The organism is Anaerostipes stercorihominis (assembly GCF_057535655.1).
In genome coordinates, this window is record NZ_BAAJCL010000005.1 from 89,431 (window position 1) to 105,045 (window position 15,615).

14 protein-coding genes and 1 riboswitch are annotated in these 15,615 nt (G+C 39.2%); of the genes, 2 read left to right on the forward strand and 12 right to left on the reverse strand.

What is annotated here, in order from left to right:
• Positions 1–21: 21 nt before the first annotated feature.
• From AC27EF_RS07210 to AC27EF_RS07235, 6 genes are all read right to left on the reverse strand, one after another.
• On the reverse strand, positions 22–636 hold the full coding sequence (locus AC27EF_RS07210; RefSeq protein WP_487109951.1) for an HD domain-containing protein: 615 nt from the start codon (positions 634–636) through the stop codon (positions 22–24).
• Between the two features lie 198 nt (positions 637–834).
• Positions 835–1,167 carry a DUF3784 domain-containing protein gene (locus tag AC27EF_RS07215; protein ID WP_487109953.1) on the reverse strand — a complete coding sequence of 111 codons (333 nt, stop codon included), beginning with the start codon at positions 1,165–1,167 and terminating at the stop codon, positions 835–837.
• 48 nt (positions 1,168–1,215) lie between these two features.
• Positions 1,216–1,464 (reverse strand): DUF3781 domain-containing protein, encoded by a 249-nt coding sequence (locus AC27EF_RS07220; RefSeq protein WP_005921256.1) that lies wholly within the window; start codon positions 1,462–1,464, stop codon positions 1,216–1,218.
• A 119-nt stretch (positions 1,465–1,583) separates the two neighbouring features.
• Complete coding sequence (locus AC27EF_RS07225) at positions 1,584–2,126, reverse strand: hypothetical protein (protein ID WP_487109955.1); 543 nt, start codon at positions 2,124–2,126, stop codon at positions 1,584–1,586.
• Between the two features lie 350 nt (positions 2,127–2,476).
• On the reverse strand, positions 2,477–4,888 hold the full coding sequence (leuS, locus tag AC27EF_RS07230) for a leucine--tRNA ligase (protein ID WP_487109956.1): 2,412 nt from the start codon (positions 4,886–4,888) through the stop codon (positions 2,477–2,479).
• Between the two features lie 311 nt (positions 4,889–5,199).
• A complete protein-coding gene (locus AC27EF_RS07235) occupies positions 5,200–6,693 on the reverse strand; it encodes a L,D-transpeptidase (RefSeq protein ID WP_487109958.1) in 1,494 nt (497 codons plus the stop codon).
• A gap of 121 nt (positions 6,694–6,814) precedes the next feature.
• On the opposite strand from AC27EF_RS07235, the gene AC27EF_RS07240 reads away from it, so the two are divergent.
• Complete coding sequence (locus AC27EF_RS07240; protein WP_487109959.1) at positions 6,815–7,180, forward strand: VOC family protein; 366 nt, start codon at positions 6,815–6,817, stop codon at positions 7,178–7,180.
• 75 nt (positions 7,181–7,255) lie between these two features.
• Here the strand turns inward: AC27EF_RS07240 and AC27EF_RS07245 are convergent, their stop codons facing one another.
• The 5 genes from AC27EF_RS07245 to AC27EF_RS07265 form a co-directional block, all read right to left on the reverse strand.
• The gene (locus AC27EF_RS07245) at positions 7,256–8,638 is read right to left on the reverse strand and encodes an aminopeptidase (RefSeq protein WP_487109960.1); all 1,383 of its coding nucleotides are present in this window, start codon (positions 8,636–8,638) and stop codon (positions 7,256–7,258) included.
• Positions 8,639–8,986 (reverse strand): arsenate reductase family protein, encoded by a 348-nt coding sequence (locus tag AC27EF_RS07250; protein ID WP_487109961.1) that lies wholly within the window; start codon positions 8,984–8,986, stop codon positions 8,639–8,641.
• A gap of 92 nt (positions 8,987–9,078) precedes the next feature.
• Complete coding sequence (locus tag AC27EF_RS07255) at positions 9,079–10,236, reverse strand: D-alanyl-D-alanine carboxypeptidase family protein (protein ID WP_487109962.1); 1,158 nt, start codon at positions 10,234–10,236, stop codon at positions 9,079–9,081.
• A gap of 72 nt (positions 10,237–10,308) precedes the next feature.
• The gene (gene mnmM, locus AC27EF_RS07260; protein ID WP_487109964.1) at positions 10,309–10,863 is read right to left on the reverse strand and encodes a tRNA 5-(aminomethyl)-2-thiouridylate-methyltransferase MnmM; all 555 of its coding nucleotides are present in this window, start codon (positions 10,861–10,863) and stop codon (positions 10,309–10,311) included.
• A gap of 11 nt (positions 10,864–10,874) precedes the next feature.
• Positions 10,875–12,260, reverse strand: a complete 1,386-nt coding sequence (locus AC27EF_RS07265; protein WP_487109966.1) for a L,D-transpeptidase family protein — start codon at positions 12,258–12,260, stop codon at positions 10,875–10,877.
• A gap of 225 nt (positions 12,261–12,485) precedes the next feature.
• Here AC27EF_RS07265 and AC27EF_RS07270 point away from each other — a divergent pair, with 225 nt between their 5' ends.
• The gene (locus AC27EF_RS07270) at positions 12,486–13,826 is read left to right on the forward strand and encodes a butyryl-CoA:acetate CoA-transferase (protein ID WP_487109968.1); all 1,341 of its coding nucleotides are present in this window, start codon (positions 12,486–12,488) and stop codon (positions 13,824–13,826) included.
• A 56-nt stretch (positions 13,827–13,882) separates the two neighbouring features.
• Here the strand turns inward: AC27EF_RS07270 and AC27EF_RS07275 are convergent, their stop codons facing one another.
• Entirely contained in the window at positions 13,883–14,902 is a 1,020-nt protein-coding gene (locus AC27EF_RS07275) for a nucleoid-associated protein (protein WP_487109970.1), read from the reverse strand.
• A 520-nt stretch (positions 14,903–15,422) separates the two neighbouring features.
• Positions 15,423–15,510, reverse strand: a riboswitch (cyclic di-GMP riboswitch).
• Positions 15,511–15,615 lie beyond the last annotated feature (105 nt).

The window sequence follows — 15,615 nt, forward strand, 5'->3', positions numbered from 1 at the left end:
CTTTCACGCCTTTCTTGTCCATCACAAAAAACATCCATCATTTTTTAGTTTTCCTGCCCTCACATTAGGTTCTATAAAATTTTTGTAACAATAATTCCATAAAACCTCTGATCCATGCGCTGTATTTTCATTTCTCTGTAGTACCTGAGAAAGATGAATCTTTCGCTCCTCCCACGCTTTTCCATCGGTGGCTGCATTGAGCATCACCGGCTGAAAATTATCCATGGTATGGGCAAACCTTGCTTCCGGTGTTTTTTCCTCCTCAAATTCTATCCAAAGCTGATATAATTTTTCGGCCTGATCTTGCGGCAGAAGATAAAACAAATGATCCGCTGCCTGCTTTTCCCGCTCAGCCTGCGTTCTCTTTGCTTCTTCATCATATGCATAAGTATCTCCGGCGTCAATTTCCACTAAATCATGAATTAAGAGCATCGCAATGGTTTTTAGAACATCAATCTTTTCGTTGGAATATTCTGCTAAAATCAACGTCATAACTGCCATGTGCCATGCATGCTCTGCATCATTTTCCTTCGTTTTTGCGTCCGTACAATAGGTCTGACGTTTTATAAACTTCTCTTTGTCAATTTCCCTGCAAAATTTCATCTGCTGCCGTAATCTTTCCTCACTGAATTCCATCCACACGACCTCCTTCTATACGAAAAAATTCTCTTCCAACCTTGAAGCACTCAATTTTTATTATATCGGTACCCTATTTTCTTTTCAAGCCCTTTCGCATTGGTATTTCAGCCATTTATACCACACTGCTATCAATTATAATCAATAAGGAAAAACAGACAATCCTATCAAAAACTGTCCGCTACAACTGGGAATTTGTCACTTTTTGCATATTGTGTTTCCTAAGATGATAATTACCACGACATCAACCAAAATAATCCCCAGTGAAACATATATAAAAAACGCTGGTAAAATATTTTCCAACAACTCCATAATCAAAAGAAGAATTGCTATAATGGACATTCCTATTCCCATTGTTCGACATAGTTTTTTTTCATTATATTTTGACTTTTCCTCTTTTGAAGCCGTATTGTATCCAGAAATAAGCCAACTCCCATGTCCAGAAATTAAAACAATGGAAAGTATAGCCAATATTATAAAAATAATCCATACAATCCAATCTGGTCCCGTTGATAAATCTGCCAATTTCATTAAATACACCTCCACAACTTCTAATTTTCCTGTTACACAAACTGAAAATTACTTAACAATATGTGCTGTAATGATTGTATAGCTATATGAATTGATGGTAATTTTGATATTTTCAACCTCGCAATACCAATTTTTACCCTGTTTGTATATATTGCAATTTTTATCTAATACCTTATTTTTGCAATACTCAACAACATCTGCTGTATCTATTTTTAGGTTTCTTTTAATTCTATCAATTCCCATTTCGGTTGTATGAATTTTATCAATATTATCAAGCAATATCTTTTTATCTTCCATTCTTTCTTTTCCTCAACTTCCAAGTTGTATTCTGGGCATTCCGCAGCTATCTATTGCCTGCAGCATACTCTTGCATATTAATATCTATTACTTCTCTGGCAGGCTGTATCAACGAATTTTCATATTGAACATTCCATTGTACATCTTGATCCATCAGGATCCATTCCATGAAAATGATACTGCAAATCTGGTAAAGACAATGTGCTCATACCCAATGAATCAACAATCATATCATCTGTTCCCTGTATATTCAAGACCCTGACATTTACAGCATAATAGATAAAACGCATTTCTTTCGGCATTTTACAATTTATAATATCTTCTCTCATAAGCATCTTTTTCGATGTCTCGAAAACAACTGCCTTACAAGTCGGATATAGCTCAACCAAAGCATCAATATAATTCACTAACATTTCAGCTCTTCCCTTGTAATCTAAATCTGCTGCCAACATATCTGTTGCAATAACCTGATATTTACACAAATCAAGCACATCGTTACCATTCGGACAATTCCACAACTGACTTCTAGAAATATCATCCATAATAGGTTTCTTAATTTTTGTACAATTTGTAATCATCAGCTGTGGCGAAACATCTTTATTATCTTTTTCAAAATGCACCATATATTTTTTAGGTGCAAATCCAGCAACCTTACTTTTCAATTTGATTGGTATCTTGTTTTAATACTTTTTCTTTTTTCTTAAACTTATCAAATAATTTCATACTTTGACCTCCAAAACTTCCCATTTGTTTACATTCTCATAATACCATAATTTGTAAGTATTTACATCGTTCCTCATAAAAATAACGCAGACAATATCTCTACGATCTGCGCTATTCCTTTCATGGCTTCTTGAAATATGTCCAAGCACTTTCTTGCTGCGGCTGTGCTCACAAGCTCGATTCCACTTTGCTGCATTTCGCTTGATTGGCATGCGCCCTATAGATAACAAAAAAGATGTCCTTATTCCTGTAAACAGGATAAGTTCATCTTTTCCGTTATCTGCACTGCCTATTTCTGCACAATATTTACAATTCTTCCCGGAACATAGATTTCTTTTACAATGGTTCCGGATAATTTATCTCCCAATACTTCTTTCGCTTTGGCAAGAACAGATTCTTTGGCTTCTTCTGCTCCGACAATCAGTTTGCCTTTCACCTTTCCATTAATCTGAACTACCAGCTCAATTTCATCTTCCTTCATGGCTTCTTTATCATAAACCGGCCAAGCCTGTGCAAAGACACTGTCCTCATGCCCTAAGGTTTCCCAAAGTTCTTCCGCAATGTGAGGCGCAAACGGCGCTAACAAGATCACCGCAGCTTCCAATGTCGCTCGGTCCACGCCATCTTTCTTTGCCATAGCTGTCAGCGTATTGGTATGTTCCATAAAACCACTCACCACAGTATTTAAACTGAAATTATCCAGACGTGTTGTAATGTCATAAATCAGTTTATGACGTTCTTTTAAGAGTTCTTTTGTTTCCTTCACTTTTGCATCCTTCTGATCGATTACCAGCTTGAAGAATTTTGTGAGGAATCGGTAAACTCCGTCAATGCCTCTTTCATCCCATTCTGCATCCAGTTCCGGAGGTCCTACAAATAATTCATACATTCGGAGAGAATCACATCCGTAATCTCTTACCAAATCATCCGGGGAAACAACATTTCCTTTGGATTTGCTCATTTTGATACCGTTTTTTCCGGTAATCATTCCCTGATTAAACAGCTTATGAAATGGCTCATCAAAGTCCACAACTCCAATATCACACAGGAATTTCGTATAGAATCGAGAATACAGAAGATGTAAGACCGCATGCTCTACACCTCCGATATACATGTCAACCGGAAGGTATTGATCTGCTTTCTCTCTGGATACCAATTCCTCTTTATTTTTGCTGTCAATATATCTTAAGAAATACCATGAGGAGCCTGCCCACTGCGGCATTGTATTCGTCTCACGTTTCGCCGGCTTTCCGCAGACCGGGCACTTACAATTTACCCACTCTTCGATGTCTGCCAACGGAGATTCTCCGGTTCCTGTGGGTTCATATTTTTCAACCTCCGGTAAGGTAAGCGGCAGTTCTTCCTCCGGTACCGGAACAGCCCCGCAGTCCGGACAGTGAACGATTGGAATCGGCTCTCCCCAGTAGCGCTGACGGCTGAAAACCCAGTCTCGCAATTTATAGTTGGTTGTCTTTCTTCCAACGCCCATTTTCTCAATGATTTCCGGCGCCGCTTCTTTCAATTCTCCGGATTCTCTTCCATTCCACTCTCCGGAATTAATCATGATTCCGGAAGCCTCCGTGTAAGCTTCCTCCATATGTTCGATTTCTTTGCCGTCTTTTGCAATGACCTGAACGATCGGAATATTAAATTTCTTTGCGAATTCAAAATCACGATCATCATGAGCCGGCACGCACATAATCGCTCCTGTACCATAATCAGCTAAAACGTAATCAGACAGCCAGATCGGCACTTTTTTCCCATTGATCGGATTTACTGCATAACTTCCTGTAAATACTCCGGTCTTTTCCTTATCCTGCATACGGTCAACCGATGATTTTAACGAAGCCTGATAAATATACTGTTCCACAGCCTCTTTTGTCTCATCGGTTGCAAGATCCTTGGCAAGCCTATGTTCCGGAGCCAGTACCATAAATGTCGCGCCATGCAGTGTATCCGGACGAGTAGTATACACAGTAAGCTTCTCGTCTTTTCCGTCAACTTTAAAATCAACTTCCGCACCATGGCTCTTTCCGATCCATTCCGCCTGCATTTTCTTTACTTTTTCCGGCCAGTCAAGTTTTTCAAGATCTTCTAACAAACGATCTGCATAAGCTGTAATTTTCAGCATCCACTGACGCAGGTTTTTCTTCGTGACATCTGCTCCGCAGCGCTCACACTTTCCATTGACCACTTCTTCATTGGCAAGTCCCGTCTTGCAGGAAGGACACCAATTAATTGGCATTTGCTTTTCATATGCCAGACCCTTTTTAAACATCTTTACAAAAATCCACTGTGTCCATTTGTAAAATTCAGGATCTGTTGTATTCACTTCCATATCCCAGTCATAAATTGCCGAGATTTCATTGATCTGACGTTTAATATTTTTAATATTGGCTTCCGTTGAGATTCTCGGATGAGTTCCCATCTTAATGGCATAGTTTTCTGCCGGAAGTCCGAAAGCGTCCCATCCCATCGGATGAATGATGTAATATCCATTGAGCAGTTTATATCGGCTCCACACATCACTGATCACATATCCTCTCCAATGTCCCACATGAAGTCCGCTTCCTGACGGGTACGGAAACATATCCAGACAGTAATACTTTGGTTTCTTCCCATCGTTTACATTTACCGGGTGTTCCTCCCAATGTTTTCTCCACTTTTGCTCAATTGCCTTATGATTATAAGGTGTTGCCATAATTTTCTCTCCTCCTGGTCGTATTCATCTATTCATGACCCACCTGTAAAGTTTCACAGAAGACTTTGACTGCAATACAGATCACTTTCCCACAAATTCTCTCCCGCTCCTTACAGAGTGTATATGATTAAATTTCTAATCTTATTTATTTTATCACACTGACAAAAAGTGTCAACTCCAGACCACAGAAAATGAAACAAAACGCCCTCTGTAAATTATATTCACTGCTTCTTATCATATAAAAAGAGAATGCAGCTGAAAAACTACATCCCCCTTTGTATCATATGATTTACATATTGAAATGAAATTGTTTACTCTTCCACAGTCTGCTGTGTGGTCTCCTGCTGCACAGAAGCAGGCTGCTCTGTCGTAATCTTTTTTGTTTCTGTTGTAACTGCCGGCTGTCTTAATTCCACTGCAACTGTCTTTTTCACGGTCACCCCATTTTTTCCCTTATAGGAAACGGACGCACCTGTGACCTTGTTGTCAGCTCCCTTCACTAATGTTACTTGAACCTTGGCAGTATCGGTTCCCTTAATCACCGTTCCGTTATCATTCACCGTGACCGCATTGCGGACTGCCTTCAGAATATCTGCATCTGAACTTCCGTTTTCCACAGTCACTTTACTGTTATGGATCTGTGCATTTCCTAAAACAGTAATTGTAACGGTCTTCTTGGCAGAACGATATGGTTTATTCTTATTCTTTACAATATACTGAACAGAATACTTTCCTGATTTTGTAAACTTATAAGCTTTTGCCTTGGCATAGGAGTATGTGACATAAGTTTTCGCTCCCGGTGCTTTTATCTTGACAGTTACAGCACTGGTTCTGCTGGTTCCGCTTCTCATCTTTGCTGTAACCCCGGACACTGCATTGGAAGAATAGATCTTGACAGTTCGATTCTTCGCCTGAATCGTCGGAGCTAATGTATCAACCACTCTGACTGTGCTCTGTTTCGTTGTTGTTGCTCCGAGCGAGGATTTCACAGAATACTTAATGCGATAGGTTCCAAGCGATTTTGTGCTGAATTTTGCTTTTCTGTATTTTCCTTTCCGATACTTTGTCACAGAATACTTGATTTTTTTTGTCAAACTCTTCTTTGTAATCTGATCCTTTGCTGTAACTCCTGACTTTATATTGTAAGATTTTCCATATTCTACGGTTCTCTTCTTCTTAGAAGATACTGTAATCTTCGCTTTTTTCCTGCGATATGGATTTTTCTTATCAGGATCTGTCGGATCCCAGTACATCCTTCTGGATGTAGAAACTTTAATTCCTTTTGGTTTCCCCAGAGGTCCCGGATTTTTACTGCTGTAAATTGTTACTTTGGTACCGAGGCTGCAATTATCGTAAATCCATTTTGCATCTGCCACAGACAACCGAACACAGCCATGGGACGCTGTTGTTCCGAGCTTATTAAACTGAACGGTAGACTGGCTTGCCTTATTATTCGGAGCGTAATACCACACAGAATGGAATAAAATTCCGCCATGAATTCTTGTACAATACTGTCCATAACTCGGTCCCTGTAACGTGTGCCAGCGATATTTCGCCGGTGTATAATATGTACCGGACGGAGTATTGGATCCTCCGCAGGAGACCAGGAACGCTTTGATCGGTTTATATTTTCCCCCTTTTAATTGATAGACTGTAGCAACATTTGCCTGCTTATTTACTTTAATCCAATATTTTGTATTTGCCGCCTGCACAGCCTTCGGAGCTGCAAATAATACTCCAAATACCATAACAAACATCAATACGGCTGCGCATAATTTCTTACATCTTAATAATGCTCTTTTCATGATTTCCCCTTCCTTGATTTACTTCTTATTTATTATATCTTCCCATTTTCAACTTGTAAATAATTAAATTTGTGATATGATAGATTTAAAAAAATCTTAATAATTTTGTAAAGGAGTTTCTATGTTTCAATTTAACCATTTTAATTTTAATGTATTAAACTTGGAAAAAAGCTTAAAATTCTACAAAGAAGCCTTGAATCTTGACATCGTTCGAGAAAAGGATTCCTCCGATGGAAGCTTTAAAATCGTTTATCTCGGAGACGGAAGCACGGACTTTCTTCTGGAGCTGACATGGATGCGTGATCAGAAAGAACCTTACAATCTGGGAGATGAAGAATTTCATTTAGCTCTCACTGCCAAGGATTTTGATCAGGCTTATAAACTTCATCAGAAAATGGGATGTATCTGCTTTGAAAATCCAGATATGGGAATCTATTTTATTCAGGATCCCGATGGCTACTGGATTGAAATTATTCCTCCAAAATAAACTAGATATCCAAAATACATCGTTCTTACAAATAAAACCATAGGAAACTTAAAATCTCCTATGGTTTTTTGCGTACTATTCACAGTTTTTTAAAAATACTTCGTAACCTTTTTCTACTTCATACAAATCAGATTTACTCGTAATCTCCCACGGCGCATGCATACTTAAAACCGCCACTCCACAGTCAATTACATTCATACTGTAAGCAGCCGGAATATATGCAATGGTTCCGCCTCCTCCTGCATCAACTTTTCCCAGCTCCGCTGTCTGAAATGCCACCTGATGGTCATCAAAAATTCTCCGAAGCTTTGCAATATATTCCGGATTCGCATCATTAGAGCCCGACTTTCCTCTAGCGCCTGTGTATTTATTCAAGACCAGACCTTTCCCAAAATAAGCTGCATTTTTCTTTTCCATAACACTTGGATAGTTGGGATCAAACGCAGCACTGACATCAGATGACAGCATATAGGAATTCTGCAGTGCTCTTCTTAAAACCAGCTCGCTGTAATCCCCTGTTAATGCAAGGAGTTCTGCTACTGTATTTTCAAAAAATTTAGACTGCATTCCCGTTGCTCCCACACTCCCGATTTCCTCTTTATCCACAAGGATACAGCAGGAAGTTCTTTTGGGCTGCTCTACATTGAGCATTGCCGCCAGGGAAGTATAGGCACAAACTCTGTCATCCTGTCCGTAAGATATAATCATACTCCGGTCCAACCCGAAGTCTCTTGCTTTTCCCGCCGGAACAACCTCAATCTCTGCCGATAAAAAGTCTTCTTCTTCCAAGGCATATTCTTTCAAAAGCAGTTCCAATATTTGTTTTTTGACAGCGTCCTTCTCTTCTCCTTTTAACGGCTTGCTTCCAATTAATACATCCAGATTTTCACCTTCTACAACGACGCTTCCCTTTTTCTCCATCTGTTTTGCAGATAAATGAATCAAAAGGTCCGTAATTCCAACCACCGGATCTTCCTCTTTTTCTCCAATGTTGATCGTCACTTTGGTACCATCCTTTTTAAAAACAACCCCATGAAGCGCCATTGGCAGCGTGACCCACTGATATTTTTTCACACCTCCATAATAATGTGTATCCAAAAGTGCAAATTCTGTGTCCTCATACAAAGGATTTTGTTTTAGATCCAATCTTGGGGAATCAATATGCGCCCCTAAAATATTCATTCCTTTCTCCAGCGGTTCCTGTCCAATCTGAAACAATACGATGGTTTTATCCATCCAGGTCCGATAAACCTTATCTCCTGTTTTTAACGTAGTACCCGAAGCAATCTTATCTTCCAAATTCTCATACCCCGCTTTTTCAGCCAGCTCCACAGAGAAGGAAACACATTCCCTTTCTGTTTTCCCATTGGATAAAAATCTTTTATAATCTTCAGCCAGCATATTCAGCTGCCTTAGGTTTGCTTCCTCATAGGTTGTCCATGCATTTTTTCTTTCCATTTATAATGTCTCCTTCCATTCCTGTTCTTTAAACCCGACCAGAACAAAATCATCCCCGATTACCAAAGGACGTTTTACCAACATTCCGTCTGTCGCCAATAACTGATACTGTTCTTCCTCCGTCATTTGCGGCAAACGATCTTTTAATTGAAGCTCCCTATATTTCATTCCACTGGTATTAAAAAATCTTTTCAACGGCAGTCCGCTTTTTTCGTGCCATGCTTTTAATTCCTCTGCTTTCGGATTTTCTTCTACGATATGACGATCCTCATAAGAGATCTGATGCTCATCCAGCCATTTTTTTGCTTTCTTACATGTACTGCATTTTGGATATTCTAAAAATAACATTTCCCTTCTCCTTTGATTTTATTACAAATTTTTTTGACTGGTTTCATCATATCATAAATTTCCCGAAAAACAAAGTTATGCATCTTTCGATTTTATGTACTCTCTAAAATAAATTCTTTGATGGTTCCCCCCAAGTACCACCAAAAGTCTTTTTTCACTACAGCATCCTTTGATCGAATCGGCAGCGCTGCCGCACATGTGTCACCGATCATAAAACGGATTTCTCCCACTTTTTGATCTTTTTTTACAGGCGCCTGTATATGGTCGGGCAGACTGCATTTTATCTTCACCTGATCGCCTTTTTTCAAAAGGATTTTCACTTTTCTGTTTTTCACTTCGAGAGAAATCTTGGGCAAGACCCCATTTTCTACCGAAACGCCAGTTATTTTACTGGTATCCGCCAAAATTTCTCTTCGCTCATAATTCTTTGTTCCGTAATCTACCAGAGTTCTCACATCCGCCCACTTATATGTTTTATGAGGCGGCCATCCGCTTGCCAGAGTTACCACGATAAATTTCATATCATTTCGCTCTACGGCTCCTACATAACAATATCCTGCTTTCGATGTGTATCCGGTTTTTCCTGAAACAGCACCCTCCATAGAAGATAACAGCGCATTGTGATTCCTGCATGTAAAACTTCGCTTACCGGACACATCATGAAAAGAATACGTTTGTGTCTGTGTAATCTCCAAAAAATTTTTATTTTTGATGCATTGACTCATAAGCTTTGCCAGATCATAAGCAGTTGTCCCATGCGCCCCCCTGGAGTCTGTTCCATCCAATCCGTTGGGCGTAACAAAATGTGTGTTTTCTGCCCCCAATTTCTTTGCCTGAGCATTTACTTTTTTCTCAAATTGTTCCACGGACCCCTCTGCATGCTCTGCCAAAACAACAGCACAATCATTATAAGATTCTAACATCAGTCCATAGAGAAGATCTCGAACACGATAAGATTCTCCCTCTCGAACGCCCAGACGGACCTGCGGCTGGGAAGCTGCTTTCTTGGATGCCTTTGCAATATCATCCAACCGACAATGCTCTAAAACATAAAGACAGGTCATAATTTTTGTAGTACTGGCATTGGGCATTATGGTCTTTTCTGATTTTTTATACAAAACTTTCCCTGATTCTGCTTCCATTAAAATAGCCGCTTTCCCATATAACTTTAATTCCTCTGCTTCTGTATTTACGCAAGTTCCCAGTAAACTTCCCAACAATAAAAGAAAAGAAATTATTTTTCTCATCATTTCCCCATCCTTCCGCCATATTCTTATCACTGCGTACTCTATGAGTATATGAAAAAAATAATTTCTTTATGTCTATAACTTTATGAGAAAAACCGGCATCGGCGGATGATTCCCCTTATTGATAAAGTCCTGACGGATGATAAAATACTTTTTATCATCTAATGTCTGCAAATAGTCCAGCACTCGATCCCGCTCTTCAAAGCCACTATCTTTGCCGCTATAGATACAAATGCTCAGAACACCACCGGGTTTCAATAAGTTAAGACTCTCCTCAACTGCCCGGATCGTAGTTTCCGGTCTCGTAGCCAGACTATGATCTCCGCCCGGAAGATATCCCAGATTAAACATAATACAGGAAATGGTTCCTTCCCGAAAATATGTTCCGATCTTTTCATGTCCGTCTAAAATAAGCTCTGCCGAAAGCTCATGCTTTGCCAGTTTCGCTTTTGTCCGCTCCAATGCCTCTTTTTGAATATCAAAAGCCCAAACTTTTCCTGCGACACCAACTTTTTTACATAAGAAGACCGTGTCACCGCCTTTTCCCATGGTAGCGTCAATGCAATGATCTCCTTCGTTTATAAAAGACTCTAATACTTTATGAATCCACTCTGTGATCGTTATCCGCATCTTTTCGATTCCTAATAATAAGTTACGACGGGATCCCCCGGTTTGGCATATTTGTAGAGAATTGCAGCAGATGATTCCGGAAGATTAATACATCCATGAGAACCATTGGAAATATATTCACTTCCTCCAAAGGAGCTTCTCCACGATGCAGAATGAAATCCTACATTTCCCACAAACGGCATCCAATATTTTACCGGAGAACTGTAGCCCTGTCCATTTAACGTTGCAGTTGGCTGCTTATACATAATATATGCCACACACTCCGGCGTCTTGCGATCTGCAGTCATTTTTCCAGTGACACAGGATGTACTGAATTTCAACTTCCCGTTTTTATAATAATACACAGACTGTGCTCCCATATCAACTTCAAAATAAGTATCCCCGATATCACCGTTGACACCATCGTATACTTTTCCTTTTTGTCTCCAATAAGGCTCTCTGGTTTCCTTCGTTCCTTCGGCAATCATCTTCATCACTGCGGCTTCTTCCTTGTCTTTACTGATCCGCCAGCCATACGGACCGCCATAAATCTTTTTGATTCGTCCATCGTGAGTCTTAAATTTATGCCATCCATACTGAGTATTATATTTATAGATAAATTTCAAAACCCAGTTTTCCAAAGCATCCTTATCTACGGTATAACCGGAATAGTCTTTTTTAATCTTATACCATTTACAATATGTATTTTTATCAAGCACAACGGTTCTTTTACCAAATTTATATGTAATACTTCCCTTCAAAGAATCATTCATTTTTTTTGTCAAATCAATGACTTTCTGATCCTTGCTTTTATATTCCGGGTCATAGTAACAGTTTTCCTTTTCCAGAGAAATTTCAGAAATTCCGTTTTTTACATATTCCTCTATTTTTTTTGCTGTTCGCTGCGTATCCAGCTGAGTTCCTTCTTCTTCCTTCTGAATTACAAATTTCCCGTCTTTATAAACCGGTTTTGCATTGACGCGCTGAATCATTTTTTTCCGATTCACAGCATTTAGTTGTTTATAAGCAGCGCTATAAGTTTTTTCATTATAAGAATACATCGTTACATCATCATATAACTCTCCGCCAAAAAAACCTTTGAACCATAAAAATGAATTTTGATTTTCTTTAATTTTCTGAATTTCTTCTGCGCCTTCAAACGCTGCCTGGATCTGACGATTCGTTAAAACCTCTCGCTGATTCTTACGTTCTTTGATCATCAGGGAATAATTTTCTGCTTTTTTATTGAAAATCTCCACCACTTCATTCGCTGTCTTTCCGGAAACATTCACTCCATTTATTTTTGTCCCATATACAAACCTATGACTGAAATAGAATGCTGCCAAACAGTAACCTGCAATTAGAATGCCTGCAGCAATCCCCGCCCCATGTTTCCATGTTAATTTTTTCTTTTCCATTTGCCTAAATACCTCCTAGATACAATTCCCTATTATAATACACATTAGTTAAAATAACTACACTTTTTTTGTATTTTTCTTAATCCATATTTTACCTATTCTTTTTCTATTTTACATAAATAGATTGATAATTTTTTAACATTCCCCTTGTCTTTCTGGCTGTAGAATGATAAAATGTATTTAGTGTGTTAACTAAAAATAATTATCAAATTAGGAGGACTTATTATGTCATTCACTCAAGACTACCAGAAAAAATTAACCACGGCTGACGAAGCAGTCAAAGTTATCAAATCTGGGGATCGTCTGGAATATGGCTGGTGCGTTACAACTCCAGTTGCACTGGATAAGGCGTTGGCAAAACGTATGCCGGAACTTGAAAATATCCAGATTCACGGCGGTATTATTATGTGGCCGCTGGAAATTACCCAGATTGAAAACCCTGCTGATCACTTTACATGGAATTCATGGCACATGAGCGGGCTGGAAAGAAAATGGATCAACGAAGGATTTTCTTTCTATGCTCCAATCCGCTATTCTGAACTGCCAAGCTATTATCGTAGTTGCCTTCCAAGAACGAATGTTGCAATGATGCAGGTTGCGCCAATGGACGAACACGGTTTCTTTAATTTTGGACCAAGTGCTTCGCATACCGCTGCTATGCTTGAAAAGGCAGATTGCGTGATTGTAGAAGTTAACGAAAATATGCCTCGTTGTCTCGGCGGATTTGAAGAAGGAATTCATATTTCTAAAGTTGATATGATTGTTGAAGGCGAAAATCCTTCCATTGCAGAATTAGGCGGAGGCGGTCCGGCAACGGATGTAGACAAAGCCGTTGCAAAACTGATCGTTGACCAGATTCCAAATGGTGCATGTCTTCAACTTGGAATCGGTGGAATGCCAAATGCCGTAGGATCTCTAATTGCAGAATCTGACTTAGAAAATCTTGGTGTCCACACCGAAATGTATGTGGATGCTTTTGTTGATATCGCAAAAGCAGGAAAAATTACAGGCGCAAACAAAACCATTGACCGGTATCGTCAAACCTATGCTTTTGCTGCCGGGACAAAAAAATTATACGATTATCTCGACAATAATCCGGAATGTATGAGCGCGCCGGTGGACTACACAAACAGCATTGCCACAATCTCATCACTGGATAACTTTATCTCTATCAACAATGCTGTTGACGTTGACCTTTATGGACAAATCAGTTCCGAATCTTCAGGTATTCGTCAGATCAGCGGTGCCGGCGGACAGTTGGATTTTGTGATGGGCGCTTATCTATCCAACGGCGGAAAAAGTTTCGTATGTCTGTCTTCTACCTTTACCAATAAAAAAGGAGAAACATTCTCAAGAATTCTTCCAACACTCCATAACGGATCCATTGTCACTGATACTCGTGCCAACGCCCACTATATCGTTACAGAATACGGTATGGCAAATATGAAAGGACTTTCCACCTGGGAGCGCGCAGAAGCATTAATTCAAATTGCTCATCCTGATTTCAGAGATCAGTTGATCAAGGATGCAGAAGCCGCACATATTTGGAGAAGATCTAATAAATAATATCTACATAACTGCAAAAAAAGACCTTCTCTGACAACGCATCAGAGAAGGTCTTTTTATCGTATTTTTACCTGATCTATATTTTTAATAATAATTGTACTTCCACCGTCCGGTTCCTCAATAATCTCTACATTCTGTTTCGTATTATATTCCTCCATCGGAATTTTAATCTCAATTCCGGTGTCCGTCTCCAGCCATTGATATTCCAATTTTCGTACTGTATTTTCTTTTGCTACCGTAAACGTATCATATTGCATATCATATCGCTCAATCTTCTCATCAAATTCCTGCTTTTTCCCCTGATGATCTCCAAATAGTTTATCTCCGATTTCATTGATCTTAAATGCCTGGTTTTGGGAAAACTCCTCCCGTAAACGACTTTTCAGCTCCAGCCGCTTTGCCATTCCGTCCTCTGGATAATGATTGCTGATGTCATTGATCACCTTATTGAGAATCTGAAACTTCTTTTTTGGTGCCAAATCTGCATAGCACTGCAGGAACCGTTCTGATAAGTAGTTGATTTTATCCCCATTTAGCATCTCATATTTCTTTTCCACCAATTGAATTTTATACTCTGTTAAATCAACAATCATCGCTTCGGTCAGCTTCGCAGAATCCGTCGGCATTACCCTTTGCTTCACAATATCATTGGCTTCTTCTTCCTCCTGACGATGGACATACGTAACCTTATAATTCATTTTTAACAAAGCCAGATGAACAACGCTTTGTATCTGAAACGTAACACAAAGCAAATCCGCCGCAGGGATCGTCACACTGTCGCACATAATATCAAATAAGTTCTCTGCCAAAGTCCGGGTAGCATCAATAAAGCTTTCATCATCCGGTTCCTCCATACTTTCCAGCAAGCTTAAAATCGGCGAGACGCTTCCGTCAAACTGACATTTTTTCGCATCATCACTTTCCAAAATTTTAAAAATATGCCCTCTTACGAATTCCATTAAATCCGGTCCCATTTCCAACAACTGATTGGACAATCCAAGATATCCTGTGTGACTGTCTAAAATATGTAAAATACCCTTTCGAATGATAATATCATCCCGCTGTATCTTTAACATTTCATTCTCCTTTTTCCATCATATTTTTCTCTTTCCCATTTTAACAACAAAAAAAAGCATTTTCAAGGCATTCTTAAGCAGAACAAATCAGACAAGTTTTCTTCCACTGTCTCATCCTGAGGAGTGTTTTTATGATATAGGAAAGTGAGAATTTTCCCATATCACACAAAAAAAGAAGCCAAGGTTCCCTAATCCCATATGGCTTCTACATATAAAAAATCCCCGTACGTTTTCCACAGATCTGCAATATCACAGACCCCTTTGATTCATGCTCTTAAGAACCCCTTCATAAGATTGGGAATCGTGGAAATCTTTTTCTTCATACTCAGCGGACGATTCGCGCCGGAGTTTTTCTAAAACTTACTTTTATTTCTTTCAATCTTTCTTGAAGTCCCTAATTCCAAGAAACCCTCCGTCAGTCCTATTATGTCATTGAAATAAAAAAACCGCTCACAGAATTTCTCCTGTCAACGATTGCTTCTTACAGATATAGAGTATATCCATATCACATTGAAAATAATGCGGCAACCGGCTGTCATAGTTCTTATGAACCTTAGACCCTTCTGGCTTTGCGTCCCTGTCTTTCAACAGGTTTGCCCGATGAATATTATGAAGTTTACTTACATGTTAAATGATACTATATTCTTTTTCCTATGTCAACCTTTTTTAGAAAAAAATCCCATAGTGCTTACCATGGGATTTTTATGGATTAA

What these genes read in the sequence shown, in the direction of transcription:
- AC27EF_RS07240 (WP_487109959.1), top strand. Translation starts at nt 6,815, where the DNA reads ATGTTTCAATTTAACCATTTTAATTTTAATGTATTAAACTTGGAAAAA.
- leuS (WP_487109956.1), bottom strand. Translation starts at nt 4,888, where the DNA reads ATGGCAACACCTTATAATCATAAGGCAATTGAGCAAAAGTGGAGAAAA.
- AC27EF_RS07235 (WP_487109958.1), bottom strand. Translation starts at nt 6,693, where the DNA reads ATGAAAAGAGCATTATTAAGATGTAAGAAATTATGCGCAGCCGTATTG.
- AC27EF_RS07215 (WP_487109953.1), bottom strand. Translation starts at nt 1,167, where the DNA reads ATGAAATTGGCAGATTTATCAACGGGACCAGATTGGATTGTATGGATT.
- AC27EF_RS07250 (WP_487109961.1), bottom strand. Translation starts at nt 8,986, where the DNA reads ATGTTATTTTTAGAATATCCAAAATGCAGTACATGTAAGAAAGCAAAA.
- AC27EF_RS07270 (WP_487109968.1), top strand. Translation starts at nt 12,486, where the DNA reads ATGTCATTCACTCAAGACTACCAGAAAAAATTAACCACGGCTGACGAA.
- AC27EF_RS07210 (WP_487109951.1), bottom strand. Translation starts at nt 636, where the DNA reads ATGGAATTCAGTGAGGAAAGATTACGGCAGCAGATGAAATTTTGCAGG.
- AC27EF_RS07265 (WP_487109966.1), bottom strand. Translation starts at nt 12,260, where the DNA reads ATGGAAAAGAAAAAATTAACATGGAAACATGGGGCGGGGATTGCTGCA.
- AC27EF_RS07220 (WP_005921256.1), bottom strand. Translation starts at nt 1,464, where the DNA reads ATGGAAGATAAAAAGATATTGCTTGATAATATTGATAAAATTCATACA.
- mnmM (WP_487109964.1), bottom strand. Translation starts at nt 10,863, where the DNA reads ATGCGGATAACGATCACAGAGTGGATTCATAAAGTATTAGAGTCTTTT.
- AC27EF_RS07275 (WP_487109970.1), bottom strand. Translation starts at nt 14,902, where the DNA reads ATGTTAAAGATACAGCGGGATGATATTATCATTCGAAAGGGTATTTTA.
- AC27EF_RS07255 (WP_487109962.1), bottom strand. Translation starts at nt 10,236, where the DNA reads ATGATGAGAAAAATAATTTCTTTTCTTTTATTGTTGGGAAGTTTACTG.
- AC27EF_RS07245 (WP_487109960.1), bottom strand. Translation starts at nt 8,638, where the DNA reads ATGGAAAGAAAAAATGCATGGACAACCTATGAGGAAGCAAACCTAAGG.